The following is a 19,498-nucleotide window of genomic DNA, read 5'->3' as shown; positions in this document are numbered from 1 at the left end:
AGGATCAAACTCTCCAAATTGGTATTTAGAAAGAGCGATTGCTCAATTTGAAACATCTGACGAGAATTTACATTCTCACGATGAAATTTCTAAAGCGTATAAATACGCTGTGAAAACTCATCAGTTTTGGATCTCACTTGCGTGATTTCCATACTCACTCGTTGTTCAGTTTTCAAAGATCAAGCTCGTTGTCAGTGTCGATTATCTCGTCACCAGCAACTCTTATAATATATCACATCCAGCCGATCAATGCAAGCTCTTTTTTTAACTTCTTTTACGAGCCCGGCGTTGATGTTTCGCGGCCAGAAATAGAATATATCATGTATTTCAGAACATTGCAACACTTTATTTATATTCCCCCTTTTCAGCTTTATTATTCTGAAGACTCGCTGATTAGCAATTCGTGTACATCTCTTCTCAAGCTTAAAGGCGCTATTTTTACTGGAATACCGATACGCATGAGCATTTGAATAGTCTCTCCATCTGCTGCATAACTGCGGTGAATATCGCTATATAGCCTGCTCATTTCAGGATATTCCTCCAACACCTGGCTTAAAGGCTGTATGGCAAGCCCCAAACGGTGAGCGGACAGCACCAGCCTGCTGTATAACATTCCGCTGCGGACCTGGCTCAAGCGGCTGTTGTCGGCAGAACGAATCATGGCAAAGGCAGGCGTGTTGTTTACGGAAGTTTCAGTCGATGTGATGAATTGCTTGGAAGCAGCCTCTCCCTTGTTCAGCGAAGGAAACAGTGTAACCAGACCTTGCAGCATATGACGCATAAGTCCATCCGTTCCCTGCCCCTCTACGGAGAAGCCATAACGATATTTATTCTTCTCTTTTTCATTAGATCGGAATATCCTTGCTGACTCTTCCATTACCGTATCGACGCCCGCCTCAACAATAGACGCTTCTGTTATGTATGTTGCAAGCCGCTTCTTATTATCCGGATCTTGAACAATTTTTAAGGAAATATCCTTATTCTCTTGAAGACCCTGCAGCTCATCCACCTGCTCGGCACGCAGTGCATCCGATCGGTAAGCCCCTCTGTTGGTGTCCGAAAGGAATAAATACTTGTAGAGCGGATGGCTCACAGAGTTCATTCGGGTGAGAGTGATGACCGCTACAGGTTTGGTACGCATACTCTGCACAAGTCTCTTCTCATCATAGTCACCTTCCGGAAACAGCTCAATCGCTGTCTCATAACCCAGTTCTTTTCCAGCAACCCTGACATATTCTAAAAAAGTCCCCTGCGAAACCATGAACTGCCGCGCATATGGATCAACTGCAGGCGATAAACGTTCACTATCCGCATACAGAGCAAACTTCAGCGGATTGCTGCTGTCCAATTTGATCTTCCAAGGCTGCATGTTGTGGCTGCTGGCAGCCAAAAGCCCATGCGCAGCCAATTGCACCCTCGGGTCCGTGATTGCAGCAGAATAGCTCGGCTTCCAAGGCTGCAGATACTTCTGCTCCCGGAAGACTCCACTAATAAACATTAATGAAGCAAAAGTTATGACAAGCAAAACGCCAATCGCTGAAAGAATGAGAATCACCCGACTTCTCCACCTTATCCCTGTCATGTTCTCTCCCCCTTTAGTTACGGATAGACTCAAGCATGAGAGTAAATGCTGCCGTAACCAGTTCATCCGATGTTGTAGAATGCATGTGGCGGATGTATTTTTCCTTCTTATGCGCAGTATTCAGCACACCAATTACACAAGACCAAAGTACGAGAGCTGTTTTTACCACATCCAGGTCCTTGCGGATCTCCCCCTCATCCATCCCCTGACGCAAAAGTCCAACCAAATATTCCGTCATTTCTTCACCCAGGGCATAACATTCATCCCTTGCCTCGTCCGTCACCCCACTCTCAAAATCGAGCTCTGCGGTCTCATATTCAATAATGGCCTTGAAGTATTCCGGATGCTGCCTGCTGAAGCTGTAAAAAACATCTCCCATTTGCCTCAGACTCTCTATAGCTGTAACTGCGCCTGCATTCTGGATTTTCTGCTTCAGCAAACCGATCATCAGCCTATAGCCCCGAATCATAATTTCAAAATAGATTTGCTCCTTGCTGTTGAAATACACGTATACGGTTCTTTTACTGAACTCAGCCGCTTTAGCCACATCGTCCATAGTCGCCTGATTGTATCCTTTGGTAAAAAAGACATGCTCCGCCGCTTCCAGGATGTCATTTCGGCGGATCTGTTTTTCCTTCTCCCTGCGTTGATCGATTCCCAATGGTTTTGCCGCCCCCATATTACACTATAGTGTTTCAAAGTAAACTATTAGTTTACTTTGCTCCATTTTAAATGTTTTGTCAACCATTGGATTGCTCCAGAAAAGACCGGCAGCATGTTGAACAGTCACTTACCGCTCAATGTGAATGATTTGATGCCTATATGGTTACAGTAACAAACAGCAGTTTGGTTAAGGCCTATGCTTCCGAAGCGAGTTATGTACGAAGTGGACCCGAGAATCGGATGCTTACAATACTTTTAGGAGGTTCAGCATGAATACTCATGAATTTGTGGAGAAGTTTCAAGAAAATCAGCGGAAGGCGGAGAAGAACAAACGCCGGGGGAAGGGGTCACCAGAAGCAGCGCTGCCAACTAAACAACATGGTACAAATAAATAGACAAGGGGATGTCTGCAGAGCCGGTGGCTTTGCCAGGCATCCCCTCTTTTTTGCCGAAGGCCTTTATGGACCTTAGATCCGAAGGACTGGTTGCTTATTTGCTCAATTTCGCCACGCTTACGGCTACATTCTCCAACTGTGCTTTACTTAACGATTTATCCGGGGAGCTGATGGTGACATAGCGGTCAGCTACTTTGAAGGTCATCATTGCAAGATCACTAGGCGTGTACCATTTGCCTTCCGTTCCGTTCGACAGCTTCACTGTAGCTCCATCATACGAATCAGAGTAATCGCGGGGAGAAATAACCACTCTCATATGTTTGAACAGGAAGCTTACCCCATCCCCGCTGCCGTCAACTTTCTGGAAAGTATCTCCGCTGGTCATTTTGAATGGAGCATAAGCAGTCTCAAAGCCCTGGAAGTTTGCGAATGCCTTGTTGATCTCCTGTTTTTGCTCAGCGCTGTATGGAACGGCGGCTAACGTAACAGCTGAGCTGTTATTGGTACCCAGGATCACCTGGTTGGATGAGGCGTCGAAGGCCACCGGCACCTTCAGCACATCCGCCATCGCACGTACAGGCAAGTAAGTCGTATTATTATAAGTAATAGGAGCCAGTGTTTTGCCATTACCGTCTACCGGCGTATAATCCGCTCCGTTTACTTGGAAGCCAATGCTATGGTTCAGATAGGCACTAATCTTTTGCAGATTTGTTCCTGCGTACACACCTGCCGAGCCCGTAACCGCCATACCGAATACCATCGTTGCTATGATCATTTTTTTGCTTTTCATTGAATATCGTCTCCCTTGCGAGTTGGTTTGTTATGTCCTTTGCTATAGTTCAATTTAATCATGAACTTGTTTCTAACTTGTATCCGGATTGTAAAGAAGGATTTCCAAGCAGAACAGCCCGCCTATCTTTGCGATAGCGCGGGCTGTTTATGGAATGAATCAGTATGGACGATCTCCTGGTGCTGTAACTTTATACACCTCAGTGTACAGGATTTCCCTGTACTGATGGAATTCCTCCCGGTTTATCGGGCAGGGATACGTCATAATGCGCAGCGGCAGATCAGCCTGTCCTGTACGGAGCGGGGGCTGGTTATACTCATAGGCATTGAGGTGAAAGCCAAGCCGCTCATAAAACCCGATTCTCCGCTGCTCCAGTTCCCCGCTTGGCGGCTCTACCTCCAGCAGAATAGGAATGTCCGAACGGCCGATATAATTGAGCATCAGCTTTTTGCCGAGTCCTCCTCCCCTGATGCCGGGATCTACTGCTATATGCTCGACAAAACGCAGAGCCGGAAACTCCCACGCTGCCAAAAAGGCGAGCGTCCTCCCCTTAGCGTCCTGCTCAGTGAACAGGCGGTAGTTAGGGTTGTGCAGCAAAGATCGCTGCCCGCTGTAGGTTCTAATTTCACTCTCTGGAAAAGAAGATTTCATAATACCAAATATCTCATCAAAGGTTGTAGGGCCCATAATCAACTGCCTGCTTTCTGATAAAGTGTGTATCGTTTAGACTGCTGTTCAAAAGGTCTAGCCCTGCTGCAGCTTAACGGAATATGACCTTCCATTATATTGAAACTTAATCATATTGTTATCTAACATAAACTGTTTCATTTCCGTCTTCCGTTCCTGTTCAAGAGAATATACATATACTTCATATTCATAGCTGCCATCGCCATCAGGAAGCTGGCTCACCGATACATATAGCTTGTCCTGTTCCTCGATTCCCCAACTATAGAAGTAACCGCCTGCGGTACGAAAGGAGAGAATTTCAATATTGTCCGCCGGATCGCCGGTTTTCAGCGCCCAAGCCTGGTTCCTCAACGCCTGTGCGCCTCCCCGGAACATGGTGTACGTATGGTAGACTACATATTCACCTACACCCTGCAGACTATTGAGCTTTGTATATTCATCGGAAGCCTCCGGCAATGCCAGCGTCCAAAGCTTACGGGCCTTCGCAGCATTCAGCTCGATATCCGCCGGATCGCTAAGATAAATGGTGAAAGGCTCCAGCGGGATACCTGCCGGATCAGTACCTTCCCCCTCCATTGGGGGAGCAGGTGACCAGACGATCCCGGTTGAGGTTGCGGCTGCAAAATTATAACGCTTCGTCGCAACATTGTGGCCTGGGAAGAAATAAGTCATTCCTTTTAATTGAATAGAGAGTACATTTGGTTCCGCCGCTGAGTTAGACGGTCCGGGAACAGCCGGTATGACGGAAGCGCCAGGATTAGCTTGTGCCCCCTGTGAAACGAAAGGTGACGGAATGGACGAAGAATCCGCTGAAAGATTACCGGCAGCCACAGGCCGGCTACTGCAGGCTGACAATAAGCAGGACATTGTTAAGAATCCCGTTATAACAGGGATCGGTTTAAAAAGCATGCTGGAGTCTCCTTATCTTTCGTGAAGTTCTTTAATCTATATATTATAAGTCTTCCAAAGCTTGAATGGTCTAAATTTTGATAATTTTTCTCAAAATATGACTATAAATTACATTTTTCCCCTCTCAGATGTCCTTGTACTGCAACTGCGGATGGCGTTACACCTAAATCCAGGCTTCCGCTTCGCTCAGGAGGGGTAACCAGCGCACGGATCTGCGAATAACTCTCACGCCTTTATATAGGCATTATAACAAAATAGTCACAGAACCTTCTCTTACCCATCTTCACATCACCTCAAATTAGCATCTGGTACTAAGTAAAGTGCTATACTATAGAGTATGGATATACCATTACGTTTATATAGGAGAGGTTCATTTGGACAATCAGCATTGGATCGCACCGGAATTCTACAATCTGACTTCGGAAATGGAGCAGCATCCTTCCGATAAGATTGCGCTTAAATGGTTGCATGAGGATGGCGGGTACGAGGAAATTACCTACGGAAAGCTGCTAGGACAAGCTAACCGGCTTGCCGGCGGCCTTAAAGAACTCGGACTTCAACAAGGTGACCGTGTGCTGGTCATGGTTCCGCGCCGCATTATTGCCTACGCAATCTATCTCGCCTGCCTGAAGCTCGGGCTCGCCGTTATCCCTTCCTCCGAGATGCTCCGGGCGAAGGATTTATCCTACCGCCTGCGCCATTCGGAAGCGAGAGCTGTAATCGTCTGGTCTGAAGTTACCGCAGAAGTTAACAAAATCGCCGAAGATCTGCCGGCCTTAGATTACCGTCTCTCCGTATCCGGACATGAAGATGACCTTGGTGAAGGCTGGATCAGTTTGGAGAGCCTTATGGCGGACAAGCCGGATACTTTCCCGGCCGTAGCCAGCCGCCGCGACGATATTGCCATCCTTGCTTATACCTCCGGCACTACCGGCAACCCTAAAGCCGTAGTTCATACACATGGCTGGGGATATGCGCACCTGCGGATCACCTCATCCCTATGGCTGGACATCCGCGAATCAGATACCGTCTGGGCAACTGCAGCACCGGGCTGGCAAAAATGGATCTGGAGTCCGTTCTTAACTGTGCTCGGCAATGGAGCCACCGGCTTTGTCTACAATGGTCCATTCCATCCGGACCGGTATCTGCAGCTGCTTCAGGATCAAGCCATTCAGGTATTATGCTGCACTCCGACGGAATACCGCTTAATGGCCAAGGCTGAAGGACTGCCGCAATATGACCTGTCAAAACTGCGCTGTGCCGTATCCGCCGGCGAACCTCTGAACGAGGAGGTCATCCGGACCTTCCAACAGCATTTTGACATTACCATCCGCGACGGCTACGGCCAGACGGAAAGCACGCTGATCATTGCTGCGCTGAAAGATCAGCCTATCCGTGTCGGGTCTATGGGCCAATCCATCGCGCCGGGCATTGTCGAGGTGATTAATGAGGAAGGGCAGCCGGTTCCTGCGGGTGTTGTCGGCGATATCGCCGTGCATTTAAGCATGCCTGCCCTGTTCCAGAACTATTACAAAGACCCTGAACGCAAGGCGAATTGCTCCCACGGAGAATATTTTGTCACCGGAGACCGGGCGCGCAAAGATGAGGATGGCTATTTCTGGTTTGAAGGCCGGGGAGACGATATCATCATCAGCTCAGGCTACACCATCGGTCCTTTTGAAGTGGAAGAAGCCCTGATGAAGCATGCCATGGTTAAAGAATGCGCAGTTGTGGCCAGCCCTGACGAGATCCGCGGCTCGATCGTAAAAGCCTTTGTCGTGCTGAAGGACAACAGCGCAGGCACACCGGAGCTGATTAAGGAATTGCAGAGTCATGTCAAGGAAATGACAGCCCCTTATAAGTATCCGCGCAAAATTGAATTCATCACGGATCTTCCGAAGACTACCTCCGGCAAAATACGGAGAATTGAGCTGCGGGAGCAGGAGAAGCGGTCTGTGCAGGGGTAATAGATGACAGTAGCTAAGTATCGTATCAGTATACAATCCTAACAAAGAGCAGCCCGGATTCAGGCTGCTCTTTATTGCGGGTACAGTATCAATTTTATCATTCGGACTGCTTAAAGCAGCAGCGACATCAACGAGTAACTGAACCGAAGCCCCCGCCCATCGTATTCCTCATTCCCGCTACGCGTTTGACGGCCAATAGCATAAAAACAAAAACCAACCCAAGCACAAGCGTTGTTACAAGACTTCCCTCTACTCCAAACTCTCCTCCGGTCATCCAATCGGCACCCGTTAATTTCAGCGAATACAACCCATGTGGTATATTTCCGCTGACTGCGATGCCCAGTACATACCCTTGAAACAGATTCCACGAGATGTGCAGAGCTATCGCAAAATATAAGTTTCCTGTCCGGATGACCATCGTTGAGAAGATAAGGGCTATCAACACAATATTAAGAAAGCAGATCCCGTTGTAGCCCGGATTGGCCATATGCGCCAGTGAGAACAGTACAGAGGTGATGGCCACGGCCCAATAAAGGCCCACGCGACTAGCCAGCAGATGCTGAATAAATCCTCTGAACAGAATTTCTTCGCAGATTCCAGCTAGGATTGCGGTGATGACCAGATCAACGATATCTAGCCGCATAAATTGAGGATTGGCCCACTCCCCCTGAAAAGTTGCTGAGCCGAGGCCCCACAGCAGCAGAGCAATACATGTCAAGAGTAGCACACCGCTAATGAATCCTTGAATGAATCTGGCTCCGTCAGGCCGCGAAAATCCGATAGAGGTTAAGGGAAGTTTATGCAGGACACGCATCGTGAACCATACAGTGATAAACGTATAAAGACCATCTGATTTGAATATCCTCACCCAGCCGTCTTGGTCGAACCATTGCCGGGAATCCACCCGCAGCGAGACCCCAAACGAGACAATCATTGTAATAGCAAATATTGCCGCTGTCAGCAGCAGTATCTCCCATCCTGCTCTGATTTGGCGGTTTTTATTTCTGAATAGATTTTGCATCTGATCTGCACCTTCCCATTACCAGTCTGTCCATTAGACGGTAAAAAAAGGAATAAACCCTGCAACAGATTTGGTTTATTCCGCCCAATATTCCGCAGCCGGATTGAGGGCAGCACCTACCTCGCCTTCTTTGACCAAATCGCAGTCGAGATACCCCTCCTCATCCAAAAAATAAACTTCCTGCTCATAGAATTCACATAACGTCTCCAGAAATTTCTGTGGCGAATCATACATCACAACCAGATCGCCGTAGTCATGCAGCAGGTCGCAAATCCGCTCCGTTCCGTCAGTGGACCGGTAGTAGCAAATAAAGTCGCTGCCATAATTGGTCAGAACCGGAAGAATCACTCCGTCGGTCTGGTGGCCCTTCTCCTCCAGAATGCCTGCCAGCACCTGCATTTCCTGCTTATATTCCTTGATATGAATCAGTCTGTATCCCGGTATGAACTCAATCAGGCTCGGTTCTTCCTCATCGCTGCCGGTACCGGAAACCGTGCTGTAGATTACTTCTAGAAGCTCCGGCACTTCGGGCACTATGCTGCTGATTGAAGAGTTACTGTCTTCCGGACGGCTTCCCAGGCTGGCAATATAATTGGGGCGCAATTCCCCGGAGAGCTTAAGAAATTCCTGAAATTGCTCAGAGAGCATTTCGGTTGATGGGTTAGTGTTCATGTTGTCATCCTTTGTGTAATTGATATAGGAAAAGATTACTGCTGCAATGTTCCGTTCTCTTCCTCTTGCCACCTTACTATATATCCGCCGGGCTTAGCAATGGAGTGATCGGCTGGAACTAAAAACGAAGAGCCAAGGACTTGTCCAGTCCTTGGCCCCGCTATATCACTACTAACTATTTGGTCGCTGAAATCCACAACTTCTCCAGCCATTGATCGAAATCCTCGCCCTTCTCACCTTCGTAAGCATCGTAGACGTCGATTCTCATCTTCTTCAGCTTTTCCTTGAACTCTTCATACGAATGGTCTTTAGGGAGACTCTTCTTGATGCGCAGCGCAATCTTGGATACGCCTCTGAACAGCTCTGCCTTATTCTTCGACGGCACCTTCACATCTTCACCGAAGGCTTTCAGCTTCTCATATGCAGCTTCTTGAACGGTATATACAGGATCGCTAATCATCAGGCGATTCAGAATATCGATAATTTGTTTGTGCTTCGTCTGTCCCAGCTCTTCCACTGCAGCAAGACGCGCTCTCCAATCCGCCGAACGGCCGGCGGCTTTCTTCAGCTCCTCGTAATTCTCGGGCAGCTCTTGGTTCACTTCTTCATTATTCAAACGATACAATCCCCTTCTTGGTTAAATCTGCTGATAGTGCAATTCTACCGTACTGCACTCCTTGATTTCAATCTTTTGGCCAAACATTAATACGCCGTAAAAAAAATCCTACAGAATCACCCTCGTCTTCTATAGATTGCAGGCATCTTCGATGTGCCTTATGCCTGATACCAGCGCGGAATGACTCTACAGAAATAATCATAGTCCTCCAGCGCCATTCTGCCGCGTGTCATCATGCATTCAATGTCGGCTGCCCCAAAGGGGATCGACCACTTAATCGAAAAAAGTGAGCTGTAAGCCACGTACAGTGCCTGCCTGTTCCAAAATTCCTCTGGAGGCGTTCCTTCGAAATATCCTTCAAGCTTGCCTACGGCAAACGGAACGCTCCGGTCTCTGTCAAAAAACTGCAACTTATAGAACTCTTCAACATAATCTCCGTTGTCCCAGCGGTTGAAATCAATAACTCCAATCCCGCCTTCAGGAGTGTAGATGAGATTGCCCATGTGAAAGTCTCCGTGCTGGTAGACCTTTTTCACGTTATGGATCAGCCCGATATTCTTTTACATAAGCAATAGCTTGCTCATCACCCTCCAAATAATACGGGCAGTCTTCATATTCTTTGATGCGGGCCAGAATTTTGGCCTGCATCTGTTCTTCCCATTGAGGGAGGTCATTGCTATTCGGGATGGAGTGCATCAGCTTCAATATCTTTCCCGCCTCCACGCCAAGCTCATACTGTTCCTTAGCTGTTAGCATAAGCAGACACTCCTCCAGCGGACGCCCCTCTACCCACGTCAGCAGCATATAGGTATACCTGCCTTGGCCGCATGTTCCGAAATCAATCACCCGCGACATCGGAAAATCAAGCTCATTAAACAGTTTTAGAACCTGATGCTCTGCCTGCTTCCGCTGGAAGGCTTCAATGCCTGAGATCCTCAGCAGCAGCTTGCGCCCGGCCTCATCCTCAACATAATACTTTTTATCCTCCGACCAGCCCTTAAGTACCGGTTCAATGATTGTCCACGATTCTGCCCCGTGAATTCCGCTTAGCTCCTCATGCAATTTCCTCTCCCCCTTAAGATCTAGAAGACAGAGATTCCCCAAACAAGCTTCTGCTTATAATTATTTTTCCCGCCAGTTCAGGCAACAATATCTTAGCATAAATGGACGCTACTGGAAATCCAGTACGGACTGGCAGAAACCAGAATTATCCACCCGGAAAGTGGGGGCTCTCATTCCCCTGTAATGGATGAAAGTGGTAAAATCTTTGTACGGGACGGATTCACTTCAGCCCTAATCTGTTCGAAATAAGAAACAGGAGAAGGTGGTACTCATTCCAGCAGTTATTACAGCAGGCTGCATTGCAGTCCTTGCATTGGTCGGACTAGTCTTGAGATTCCTACAGGTACGGAAGCAGATGAGCGCCTGTGAGATCATATTTTCTGAGCGTTCGGCTAACTTCTATGGTCTTTCTTCACTGGGCCCAGGTCAATTCCGCGGAAACGGCTGGCTGGCCTTGACCAAAGATTCCCTGATGTTCAAGATGTATTTTCCGGCCAAAAGCTTAACCATTCCCCTTGAAACGATAAACAGGGTGGAGGCCGTGCGTACCCATCTGGGCAAAACCGGAAAAGCAGGTTCCTCCCTGCTCCGTATCAGCTATCTCTCGGGAGAGCACGAAGAAGCTGCCGCCTGGAACGTGGATCATACAGCACAATGGATCGAAGGGATTAGGGCAAACGGTAGAAACGGAGCAAATGGTACAACAGACCTCTTTTCCCGGGAAAGAAATCGGCAGTCATAAAGAGGCAACCGTGTGCTCTATAAAGAGATGGAGAATGGCAAAAACGCCGACAGACTGCTTCCAGTGTTTGAATTTTCATTGTGGATTTGGGCAATCATAGAGTTTCTTACATGCTTCTATTGCACATTGTGTGTTTAATTAAAGACATGCCCAATGCAAGGACAATACACATCTTCCACATAAAAATTGACAAATTTCGGATGACGGTGTTACGCTCACAATGCGTTCTTTAAATAGAACAAATCCGCCAACGGATCTGTTCACATTCCACTAAGGAGAGTCTCTATGACTGACCGGTATACCCTTGATAAAAGGAGCTTATCTAAGGAAGTATTACTTCTTCTTGCACTGCTTACAGCTGACAACATCGATGATATGGCGGAACAGAATCCGGAGCAGTTCGCGGATATCGACTGGGAGCTGATGATCCGGCTATCGCTGCATCACCGCGTTTATCCTTTTTTATATCCTAAGCTTAGCCGCATGCAAGGTGAAGCTGTACCGTCTTTGGTTACCCAGCGTTTGAAATGGGAGTACCGCAGAAATACCGTCCAGATGCTTCAGCTCAGCGGTGAAATGGGGAATATCGGCGAATCGCTGGCCCGGCTGAATATCCGTTCTCTGTTTCTGAAGGGTCCGGTGCTTGCACAGGATTTATACGGTGATATCTCGCTGCGAACCTCGCGTGACCTCGATTTTATTGTGCCGATGGAACAGCTGACCGAGACGGAAGCATTGCTGGTGTCTCTCGGTTACGTGAAAGAAGAGGAATTCGAGAGTATATTGGGAGACTGGAAGTGGCGCGAACATCACAACACCTTCAATCACCCCGCCAAATACATCAAGGTTGAGGTTCATTGGCGATTAAGTCCCGGGCCTTCTAAGGAGCCTGATTTTGATGAGCTTTGGAAACATGCACGGACAAGCAGCCAGCTCGGACAAAACGTCCATTACTTGGGCAGGGAGGATTTGTTCCTGTTTCTGGCTGCGCATGGCGCAAGGCATGGCTGGTCGAGGCTGCGATGGCTGCTGGATATCAAACAGCTGCTTCTGCAAGAGCCCGACGCCGGCGTGTTGACCGGGCTGCTCCGGCGTTATAATTACGACAGCGTTGGTGGGCAAGCCTTGATCCTCGCGGCGGATTTGCTGGAGGCGCCGATTGCTCCCGGTCTGTCCGGGTTGACGGACAAGCCGAAGCCCCGCCGGTTGGCACAGCTTGCACTTTTCTATGTGGCACGAATGGTTAATCTGCACAATCCGCCCCTGGAGCCCGAGGTGGAGCGGCATTACAAATATTATCAACCGGCGATTCTTACGCCGTGGCATCAGTTCCTGTATGCAGCGGGCTTCCTTTATCCTTACGCGGTGGATGAGAAAACGCTGCCCCTGCCGAAGCCACTGCATTTTCTTTATTTCCCCCTACGCCCCTTCTTATGGACTTGGCGAAAACTAACCGGCAAAGAGAATTAACATATTTACATAACCGTGATAAGGCAGCTGCTACAGGGCGGGCCAGAACCAATTGTACAACGTGGACTGAAGATACACGCCTGTGGTTTGGGTTTGGGTTTGGGTTTGGGTTTGGGTTTGGGTTTGGGTTTGGGTTTGGGTGCGAGTGCGAGTGCGAGTGCGGGTGCGGGTGCGAGTTCATAGTGCGGGTGCGGGTTCATAGTGCGGGTGCCGGTGCGAGTACTGGTGCGAGTTGGGGTTTCCCCTCTGTTTGGTTAGTTGTATTTCGTGCAGTTATACTCCAGCTTTTCGTGTTCGATATGGATATAATTGCACTCCTTACATCTATTTTAAGGAATTTGGCTAAAAGTGAGCAAATTCCTGTTTTTAGTTGCACAGACTACATCTAACTCTCAGAAACAGCCGCTGTCGCACCAAATAGCTGCAGTAACTACATCTAACTCGACAGACTTCGGCGCCGGGCTGATTCAGACCATCAAGTCGCACCAAATAGCTGCAGTAACTACATCTAACTCGGCTGCTGTCCAAATCAAACCTTCATCTATATAAGCTAACCTTGAGATTCCGGCGGAGTGATGATTTCGTGTGCTTAATGGAGGAAGACACAGGAGAAGGATGTGGGGGGCATTGGGTGAGCTGGGTATCGCGTGTGCAGGGTGGGTAAACTGAGTTTAGGATGTGCCGAGCGTTGCATGTGCGGGATGTTGGGTAAACTAATTTTAGGATAAGCCGAGCATTGCGTGTGCGGAACGTTGGGTAAACTAATTTTAGGATGAGCCGAGCGTTGCAAGTGCGGGGACGACTGGGATATCTTAGAGGGATTGATAGATGACGGGCGAATGGACGAATAGATGAGTAGACGAATGGACGAATGAATGAATGAATGAATGAATGAATAGACAAATAGACAAATAGCATGGCCTCTCGCTACCGAAAATCGGCAGCGAGGGGCTTTTGGTATCCTATCTATCAGCCAATTTGGTATGGTGTTTGAAGATGATTGCACTTTGTACAGCAGAATTCCACCGAAAGCAGGTATATTCGATTCTACTGTACTTTTTTGCAGTCAAATTTCGAAGAACCGCCGATATGCAGCTATATCTGTGAAATCTAGTGTAGGAATACAACAGACTGCTATCCGAGCACATGCCTCGCCAGCTTCAACCGAAACTGTGCGTCGCCTACATCGCCTCTTCCTGACTGCTGAGCAACCGGCTGAACATGCCGCCCTTTTCTGAGGCCAGACCGCCGAACACGCCCTGCTGGATGACCCGCCCCTGGTCGATGACCAGAATCTGATCGGCTCCCCGGATGGTGGACAACCGGTGGGCGATCACGATTACCGTAACGGAATGCTTTAGCCGTTCGAGCGCTTCCTGAATCCGCTTCTCGTTCTCAGTATCGAGCGCGCTTGTTGCCTCATCCAGGACCAGGATGGAAGGCTTGCGGATAATCGCGCGTGCCAGCACCAGACGCTGCCTTTCGCCGCCGGACAGGCGGATGCCCCGGTCACCGATCAGCGTATCCAGTCCTTCCGGCAGCTTGCGGACAAAATCGGCCGAAGAAGCAAACTCCAGCGCTTCCCACAGTTCTTCCTCGCTGGCATCCGGTTTGATCATCGTCAGATTATCGCGGATCGTCGCGTTGTAAAGAAAAGGATCCTGCGCTACATAACCGATGGAGCGCCGGTAAGACAGCAGGTTGTCTCCTGAAACAGACTGACCGTCGGCCAAGATCTCGCCCGCTTCCGGCTGCATCAGGCCCATGAGCAGATCGACTAGCGTGCTTTTCCCTGCGCCCGAACGTCCGACAATCGCCGTCATCTTATTAGCCGGAATCACCACATTCACCCCCTGGAGCGAATATTGCGGCTCCTGCGGATCATAACGGAAGTTCACGTTCCGGGCTTCCAGGCTTTGCTTCAAAGCCATAGGTGCAACTTGCTTCGCACTTTCCCCTTCCGCACCATGTTCAGCAGCCTGCAGGCATTCTTCCTGCAGCGCCTGAAGCTGCTTGAAGGAAGGCAGTACGGAGGCGAGCTGCTCCATCAGCGACTGAAGGGCAGCAAAGGTCGGCCACAGCCGGGCAAACACGAGGATAACCAACAGGAAAGCTGGGCCCTCTGCGTGCAGAAACCGGAAAGACACGAAGATAAACGCAGCGATCAGGAGCGTCGACGACATTTTGTACAGCAGCTGGGAATTCGAGCGCAGTCTTGTATAGTCCAGCTGCTCGTTTTTGACCTCAGCGGTAAACCCATGAAGCCATTCCAACCGGGAATGCTCCAGATTATTGCTTTTGATATCCTTAATTCCGTTCAGTTGGTCCGTGATTCCGGCTAGATACATCTGGCCGAGCTGAGAGCTGCGACTGCCCAGCCTCTTGGCTTTGCGGATGAATCTGCGGGAGAACAAGGACAGCAGGACCGCACATACCAGTACAGAGAGAGTCATCTTAGGGGACAGCCAGAAGGCGAAGCCGATCTGTACCAGTGTGAACAGGAGCGAGGTGAGAAACTGCAGAAAACAGCTGATTCCAGCGAGCACCCTCGCCATTTCCGTGGTCATTACGTTAATAAGGTCCGACGTGCGCTTTTTGAGGAAAAAGGCCCACTCCGACTGCAAAAGTGCGCTGTAAACATCATACCGCAGCTGCCGGCTGTAGCTCTGCTGAATCTCCACATTACGGACTGCGACGAAACGCGAAATCAAATTTTGACAAAGCACGATAAAGACATACCCGCCGAGCACAATCCCAAGCGCCGTCGTCTGCGGCAGCTCTGACAGGAAACCGAGCATAGGAATACTGTACCCCGCTCCTGTTCCGCCTAGTTGAATACCGGCCATTCCCAGCATCGGTACAAGCAGCAGAATGGCTGAGCTCTCCAGCAGTCCGCTGATGACCATGCCAAGCAGGTTAAGGTACAGTTTGACTCCGGACAAGCGCTGAAGCTGCCGGATGTAATAGATTATGGCTTGCATGGTCCCACCTCGATTACTCGGCTTGTAACACTTTGGCAAACTTCTCCACAACTACAAAACCCTGCATGGCATCATCGCCGGAGACATAATAAGCTCCGCTGCGCAGCCAGGCATGGGCGATCATTTGACCTTGCTTATCTCTGGCAACCCCCATATAGAGTGTGCTTTCAATCCCGCGTCTCTCTAACATCTGTAGTCCAGCCACTGCACGGACCATACAGGTGCTCTTCCAGGGCGTATAACGGCTGATGACACGAATCGCTTTCGTAATATGCTTAATCCGGGGAATATCGGCCGCATTGGACACCGCAGAGGTCTCCTGAGACTGTATCCCCAGCCGTGGAGCCGTTCTTGCAAACGGAAAAAGCAGCTGGATTCTCACCAGAAAAAGCCTCCATAATGCCTCTGGAATCAGCGCCACAGCAGCCTTGTCAACGGTCAGCAACAGGCGGATGCGACGGAGGGTTGTCATGATCCGCTGACAATTACGACGAGATCCTCATCCAGCAAACTTTGCACAAAAGCAACCACATCCTGCTCGGCAAGCTCCGCCGAAACTTCAAAAATCTCCTGAATGGTCTCCACAATCCGTGTTACGGTAACCGGTGATGCCAGCGCCGACCAAATCTCTCCGCCAACCTCACCCAGATTGTAGTACTTGCCATTCTTCACGTTCAGCATGACTTTCTCGCCGTCCATGTCACTGGCGATATTGCCCTCACGCTGCACAAGGACCGTTTCGAGGGACAAAATATTTGTAGTATTCATAGGTTCATCTCTCCTCCACTTGATGTTGGATCGTTTCATATATAAGCGAAGCTTGTGCCGGGGCACTGAAGCCTGCTTCAGGACGGGTAAGCCGGTACATCGGCAGCCGGTTAACGAAAGAGGCCAACATGCCAAAATGCCATTCGCGGATCCCAATCCGGTCAATCATTGCCTTTTGATAAGTGTGATTAAATAAAGTATGGAACCGTTCCAGGCCGCTGATGACCTGTAGAGCTACCGGGCTTTCTCCGGCCGCCGACAGTTCAAACACACCTGCGAGCGGCAGCGGTTCAGCCTGGAAGCGGTCATGCACGGGAACGGCAAATTTGGTTTCACGTTCGAATAACGGGCGGTAAGAGGACGAATTCATTCCCAAATAGTCCAAGCTCTGCTGCCATAGCTTTTGCTGCGGATAGCCTGGAACTGCTAATGGATGTCCATTTTGCACCATAACGGGAATAACGTCGTCGCTGATCAGCAGGTGGCCCTGATCCATCAAATAGGAGGCGAGTGTCGATTTACCTGCCCCTGAACGCCCAACCAGCGCGTAAGCCTTGTTGTCCAGTACAAGCGCACTGCCGTGAAGAGGGAGAATTTTTTTTTGCATCAGCAGAACGCCCATGCAGCTTCCCAGAATAAAGAGCCGTACACAGTCGCCGTCCGCACCTGGTGCAGGTGACACTGTAATCGTACTGCCGTCCCGAATGGAGAAAATAGCGGTGTCCTTGGCCTCAAACATAACTTCGTTCCCTGATACACCCAGGCTGGGTGTGACCTTCGGAATGGCCTGCCAACGCTCCGACAAGTCTTCTTGAATGACCGACACACTGCCGATCAACCCCGGCTGGTCCGAAAGTGGAAGCTCCGGCAAGGGAAATTCACTATGAATTTGCAGGCCAAATGCTTTATAAGCCAAGCCTTGAACGATACTCGCCATACGATTCACTCCATCCTGTAAATTCACATATTCTAAAAGGTGATGATGAAAAGATAGCCCTTCTCCCCCTTCAGCAAGCATAGGGGGATGAGGGCCGCACGACCAAAAGCAGTCTTAGGAGTAGTGCACGATCTCATCCGGATCATCTTGGAAGGAGTCGGCGAGTTTAAATCCTGGTCCAGCCATAGTCATTTTAACGTCGAGCACTTCCAAAGCAGGCTTGCTGTATTCCTTTTTCATATTCTTTCACCCCCTTTCAGGCGTCTTGCTATCAGGATAATGATTTCAGAAAGCGGTAAAATACAAGTCCCCGTGTAAGGAGGCGGAACTCTGAATTGTAAATCATCTCCGGTTTAGGCTCACTAATCCGGTCCAAACATCCCGCAAGCCCGTTGTTGTTCAAGTAGGCTGCAGTCAGGGGGTCCTTAATCATTTCCCGAAGCTCTCCGAGGAAGGTATCCCACTGCGGCAGCATCCGGAGAATCCCGTCTGCCCCCTGCACTCCGCGCTGCTTCCGGTTCATTCTGACCTCATCCGGCAGACGTCCCTCCATGGCCCTGCGAATCAGGGAACGGTCCACACCGTTCTGGACAAACTGTCCCTCCGGCACGGACAGGCAGAAGCGGATCACGCGCAGATCATTCGTGGGATCACGGTCCCATACCCGGTACTTCAGCGACATCTTGGTAGCCACTGTTCCGTTGACATTCCAGATATACGGCTGCTCAAAATGCTTCTGACGGATATCATAAACAGTCTGCGAAGAGGGTCTACGGTCCATATTGAATTCCCGAAGACGTTCATGGACCTCCGTTCGTTTGGCAAAATCGGGATGAATCAGCTCAAGCTGCATCTCCCGTTTGCGGGGCAGCAGCCGCTCAAGCGACGGAAAGGCCTTTTTGCCGACAATCTGCAGCACCTTTCTGCGGTTCGCTTCCATCGACTGATTGTATTGCTTATTCTCACGGTAAAAAGAGAGCCACCGGAATTCACGAATCAGCTTGGCCTGATAATCCAGTGCAGGTCCCCAGGAAACACTCCAATTGCCTCTTTGTCCACTCAGCAGAACACCAAGCCCCTGCTGTTGTGCCTGTTCAAATATGCCTTTAAGCCAGTAAGAATTTTCAATGAACTTGTAGGGCATCTCCAGAATATCCAGCCATTCGTCAATCTCGGTATAAGGACTCTGCTCGGGAAAGTTCAGAAAGCTCGGCTGAATATTCCCTACATGATCAATCGTCTCCTGAATAAAGGGACGCTCATCAGCTACCCTTTTGCCCAGATTAAAACCGGTAAAGCTGTCTACAGGATAATAACTGAAGGTATGCAATGGTTTCCCGCGGCGACGGAGCTCTTCAGCAGCGAAGCTGACTACCGAGCCGGAATCAAGCCCCCCGCTCAGGTTGGCACCGGCGGCAAGATGGGTCCGAAGCCTGTCTTTGACCGCTTGTCCGAATACTTCGCGGAAGGCTTCCTCGTATTCCCCGTTGGAGCCAAGACGCAGTTTAGGCGGTGCCTGCAATATAAAGTAACGGGAGAATGTAATTTTCTCCCCGGTTATGGTCATGGAATGCGAAGGCGGCAGCTGTTCAATAGCTTGATAAACCGTTGAAAAGCAGTCCGTAGCATCGACTCTATTCTGAATAGCCAGAAACTCTGAGACCCATTCTTCATTCAGCTTGTGGCTTACACCCGGCATAGACAGCAGCGGATGAATAACTGTGCAAAAAGCGAAACTTTCAGTGGATCTATGAAAATAGAGCGTCCGGTTGCCGGAGAAATCTCTGGCTCCGAAAAGAGATCGCTTGCGCTCGTCCCAAATCATGAAGGCAAAGTCTCCTATCAGGTGAACAGGTGTCTGATCTCCCCACTTCTCGTAGGCGAGCAGGATGAGCAAGCTGTCGGGTATGGTGTCCCGGTCTTCATAGGGCACCTGAAGCTGCCCAAACAGCTCGCTGCGGTTGTCGATAATGGCATCCGCTGTAATTGCCAGCCTCCGCTCGGGATCATAAAACGGCAGCTTTTCGTTCAAGGATTGTGGAGTAATCCACTGCGCACGGCAACCGAGGAAAATCCCCTGACCCTGCCAGCCCCTCGCATCATCCGCAGGATAACGGCTCAGCTGCTGCATAAGACCCGGTCCCTGATCAGGATTAAGATTATGGTGCTGCAATTGGCAGATACCGGCGATTGCGCTCATTTTGTGGCCTCCACCTGTATAAAAAATCTCCACTCG

Annotated in this window: 20 protein-coding genes; 4 read left to right on the top strand and 16 right to left on the bottom strand. The window is 49.6% G+C overall.

Features of this window, described 5'->3' with window-relative positions; genetic code table 11:
* Positions 1 to 373: 373 nt before the first annotated feature.
* Together AC3WT9_RS28730 and AC3WT9_RS28725 are read right to left on the bottom strand one after the other, a co-directional pair.
* Complete coding sequence (locus AC3WT9_RS28730) at positions 374 to 1,582, bottom strand: Acg family FMN-binding oxidoreductase (RefSeq protein ID WP_341377333.1); 1,209 nt, start codon at positions 1,580 to 1,582, stop codon at positions 374 to 376.
* 13 nt (positions 1,583 to 1,595) lie between these two features.
* Entirely contained in the window at positions 1,596 to 2,243 is a 648-nt protein-coding gene (locus AC3WT9_RS28725) for a TetR/AcrR family transcriptional regulator (protein WP_341089867.1), read from the bottom strand.
* 271 nt (positions 2,244 to 2,514) lie between these two features.
* Between AC3WT9_RS28725 and AC3WT9_RS28720 the strand changes: the two genes are divergently transcribed.
* Entirely contained in the window at positions 2,515 to 2,640 is a 126-nt protein-coding gene (locus AC3WT9_RS28720) for a DUF4023 family protein (RefSeq protein ID WP_341089863.1), read from the top strand.
* A 94-nt stretch (positions 2,641 to 2,734) separates the two neighbouring features.
* On the opposite strand, the gene AC3WT9_RS28715 is transcribed toward AC3WT9_RS28720, so the two are convergent.
* From AC3WT9_RS28715 to AC3WT9_RS28705, 3 genes are all read right to left on the bottom strand, one after another.
* Positions 2,735 to 3,430 (bottom strand): stalk domain-containing protein, encoded by a 696-nt coding sequence (locus AC3WT9_RS28715; protein WP_342481117.1) that lies wholly within the window; start codon positions 3,428 to 3,430, stop codon positions 2,735 to 2,737.
* A gap of 159 nt (positions 3,431 to 3,589) precedes the next feature.
* On the bottom strand, positions 3,590 to 4,117 hold the full coding sequence (locus tag AC3WT9_RS28710; RefSeq protein ID WP_342481116.1) for a GNAT family N-acetyltransferase: 528 nt from the start codon (positions 4,115 to 4,117) through the stop codon (positions 3,590 to 3,592).
* A 57-nt stretch (positions 4,118 to 4,174) separates the two neighbouring features.
* A complete protein-coding gene (locus AC3WT9_RS28705) occupies positions 4,175 to 5,026 on the bottom strand; it encodes a hypothetical protein (protein ID WP_342481115.1) in 852 nt (283 codons plus the stop codon).
* Positions 5,027 to 5,451: 425 nt separating this feature from the next.
* Here AC3WT9_RS28705 and AC3WT9_RS28700 point away from each other — a divergent pair, with 425 nt between their 5' ends.
* Positions 5,452 to 6,993, top strand: coding sequence for an acetate--CoA ligase (locus tag AC3WT9_RS28700; protein ID WP_341380317.1), 1,542 nt, complete (start codon positions 5,452 to 5,454; stop codon positions 6,991 to 6,993).
* A gap of 127 nt (positions 6,994 to 7,120) precedes the next feature.
* On the opposite strand, the gene AC3WT9_RS28695 is transcribed toward AC3WT9_RS28700, so the two are convergent.
* The 5 genes from AC3WT9_RS28695 to AC3WT9_RS28675 form a co-directional block, all read right to left on the bottom strand.
* Entirely contained in the window at positions 7,121 to 8,014 is an 894-nt protein-coding gene (locus tag AC3WT9_RS28695) for a CPBP family intramembrane glutamic endopeptidase (protein WP_341089858.1), read from the bottom strand.
* 75 nt (positions 8,015 to 8,089) lie between these two features.
* Positions 8,090 to 8,686 carry a hypothetical protein gene (locus AC3WT9_RS28690; RefSeq protein ID WP_341089857.1) on the bottom strand — a complete coding sequence of 199 codons (597 nt, stop codon included), beginning with the start codon at positions 8,684 to 8,686 and terminating at the stop codon, positions 8,090 to 8,092.
* 175 nt (positions 8,687 to 8,861) lie between these two features.
* Entirely contained in the window at positions 8,862 to 9,302 is a 441-nt protein-coding gene (locus tag AC3WT9_RS28685; RefSeq protein ID WP_038586039.1) for a HEAT repeat domain-containing protein, read from the bottom strand.
* Positions 9,303 to 9,460: 158 nt separating this feature from the next.
* Complete coding sequence (locus AC3WT9_RS28680) at positions 9,461 to 9,838, bottom strand: aminoglycoside phosphotransferase family protein (RefSeq protein WP_341377328.1); 378 nt, start codon at positions 9,836 to 9,838, stop codon at positions 9,461 to 9,463.
* 1 nt (position 9,839) lies between these two features.
* Complete coding sequence (locus AC3WT9_RS28675) at positions 9,840 to 10,364, bottom strand: aminoglycoside phosphotransferase family protein (RefSeq protein WP_341377327.1); 525 nt, start codon at positions 10,362 to 10,364, stop codon at positions 9,840 to 9,842.
* Between the two features lie 262 nt (positions 10,365 to 10,626).
* Here AC3WT9_RS28675 and AC3WT9_RS28670 point away from each other — a divergent pair, with 262 nt between their 5' ends.
* Both AC3WT9_RS28670 and AC3WT9_RS28665 read left to right on the top strand, forming a co-directional pair.
* Entirely contained in the window at positions 10,627 to 11,106 is a 480-nt protein-coding gene (locus AC3WT9_RS28670; RefSeq protein WP_341377326.1) for a hypothetical protein, read from the top strand.
* Between the two features lie 285 nt (positions 11,107 to 11,391).
* The gene (locus AC3WT9_RS28665) at positions 11,392 to 12,576 is read left to right on the top strand and encodes a nucleotidyltransferase domain-containing protein (RefSeq protein WP_341089854.1); all 1,185 of its coding nucleotides are present in this window, start codon (positions 11,392 to 11,394) and stop codon (positions 12,574 to 12,576) included.
* A gap of 1,181 nt (positions 12,577 to 13,757) precedes the next feature.
* Here AC3WT9_RS28665 and AC3WT9_RS28660 read toward each other — a convergent pair.
* The 6 genes from AC3WT9_RS28660 to AC3WT9_RS28635 all read right to left on the bottom strand — a co-directional run bounded on the left by AC3WT9_RS28660 (position 13,758) and on the right by AC3WT9_RS28635 (position 19,462).
* Complete coding sequence (locus tag AC3WT9_RS28660) at positions 13,758 to 15,557, bottom strand: ABC transporter ATP-binding protein (protein ID WP_341377325.1); 1,800 nt, start codon at positions 15,555 to 15,557, stop codon at positions 13,758 to 13,760.
* A gap of 13 nt (positions 15,558 to 15,570) precedes the next feature.
* Positions 15,571 to 16,029, bottom strand: coding sequence for a lasso peptide biosynthesis B2 protein (locus tag AC3WT9_RS28655; RefSeq protein ID WP_340894779.1), 459 nt, complete (start codon positions 16,027 to 16,029; stop codon positions 15,571 to 15,573).
* Positions 16,026 to 16,325 (bottom strand): lasso peptide biosynthesis PqqD family chaperone, encoded by a 300-nt coding sequence (locus AC3WT9_RS28650; protein ID WP_341377324.1) that lies wholly within the window; start codon positions 16,323 to 16,325, stop codon positions 16,026 to 16,028. The genes AC3WT9_RS28655 and AC3WT9_RS28650 overlap by 4 nt, the downstream gene beginning before the upstream one ends.
* A 4-nt stretch (positions 16,326 to 16,329) precedes the next feature.
* Positions 16,330 to 17,262: an aldolase gene (locus AC3WT9_RS28645; protein WP_341377323.1), complete on the bottom strand. Its 933-nt coding sequence runs from the start codon at positions 17,260 to 17,262 to the stop codon at positions 16,330 to 16,332.
* Positions 17,263 to 17,376: 114 nt separating this feature from the next.
* Positions 17,377 to 17,502, bottom strand: coding sequence for a paeninodin family lasso peptide (locus AC3WT9_RS28640; protein ID WP_038586022.1), 126 nt, complete (start codon positions 17,500 to 17,502; stop codon positions 17,377 to 17,379).
* A gap of 31 nt (positions 17,503 to 17,533) precedes the next feature.
* Positions 17,534 to 19,462, bottom strand: coding sequence for an asparagine synthase-related protein (locus AC3WT9_RS28635; RefSeq protein WP_341377322.1), 1,929 nt, complete (start codon positions 19,460 to 19,462; stop codon positions 17,534 to 17,536).
* Positions 19,463 to 19,498: the final 36 nt, after the last annotated feature.

The organism is Paenibacillus sp. EB106-06-01-XG199 (assembly GCF_058791575.1).
This window is presented reverse-complemented; position numbering and strand designations above follow the sequence as displayed.